This is a genomic window from Pseudomonas sp. 30_B, assembly GCF_017491605.1.
Classification (GTDB): Bacteria; Pseudomonadota; Gammaproteobacteria; order Pseudomonadales; family Pseudomonadaceae; genus Pseudomonas.
Genome location: NZ_JAFGYY010000069.1, coordinates 1 through 858, shown reverse-complemented (window position 1 = coordinate 858; position 858 = coordinate 1). Strand labels below are relative to the sequence as shown.

The window sequence follows — 858 nt, the reverse complement described above, 5'->3', positions numbered from 1 at the left end:
TGCGTTCGACGGCTGCATCGACCAGGTGCCATCGGCGCCCACGGTAGCCGTGCCGATCTTGTGGTTGCCGGTGCTGTCCTTGGCGTACACGGTGATGGTGTCGCCGGCAGTGCCGGTACCGCTGATCACCGGGCGCGCGTCATCGGTAATACCGCCGTTGGCGACGTTGCCGGTGATTTCACCCACGCTGTCCAGCACACCGGTAATGGCCAACTTGGAGTAGTCCGGCGCGGTGTAGTCGGTGGTGATGTTGAACACGTCCGACTTGGCGCTGGTGTTGCCTGCCTTGTCGGTCGCCTCGACGGTGAAGTCGTGGTTGCCTTCACTGATACCAGTGCTCGGCGTGTAGCTCCACTTGCCGTCGGCATCGGCGATCACGCTGCCCATCACCTGACCGTTGTCATAGACGGTGACCTTCGAGCCAGCCTCGGCGGTGCCGGACAGGGTCGGAGTCGGGTCATCGGTCACGCCATGGTTGGCGATCGGGCCCTGGATGGCGCCCACGTCGTCGTACACCGAATCGATGCTCGGCTTGCTCGGCGCAACGGTATCCACGGTGAAGTTGAATACCGACGAATCGCTGAGGTTACCCGCCAGGTCCTTCGACTCGGCCTTGATCGCATGCGCGCCATCGGCCAGGTCGGACTTCGGCGTGAAGCTCCAGGTGCCATCGGCTTTCACCGTGGTGCTGCCCAGCGCAACGCTGCCATCGAAGACGGTGATGGTGGCGCCGGCCTTGCCCTTGCCCTGGATTTCCGGGCGAGCGTCGTCGGTCACGCCGTTGGCGGCGATATCGCCTTTGATCGAACCAACATCGTCGATCACGTGGGTGATGCTCACATCGACCTTGCTGGTATC

The 858-nt window shown here is 63.3% G+C and carries 1 protein-coding gene; it reads right to left on the bottom strand.

The window, feature by feature from the left end:
• The coding region (locus J5M67_RS27235) for an Ig-like domain-containing protein (RefSeq protein ID WP_243434910.1) at nt 1-858 on the bottom strand (858 nt) is incomplete at both ends.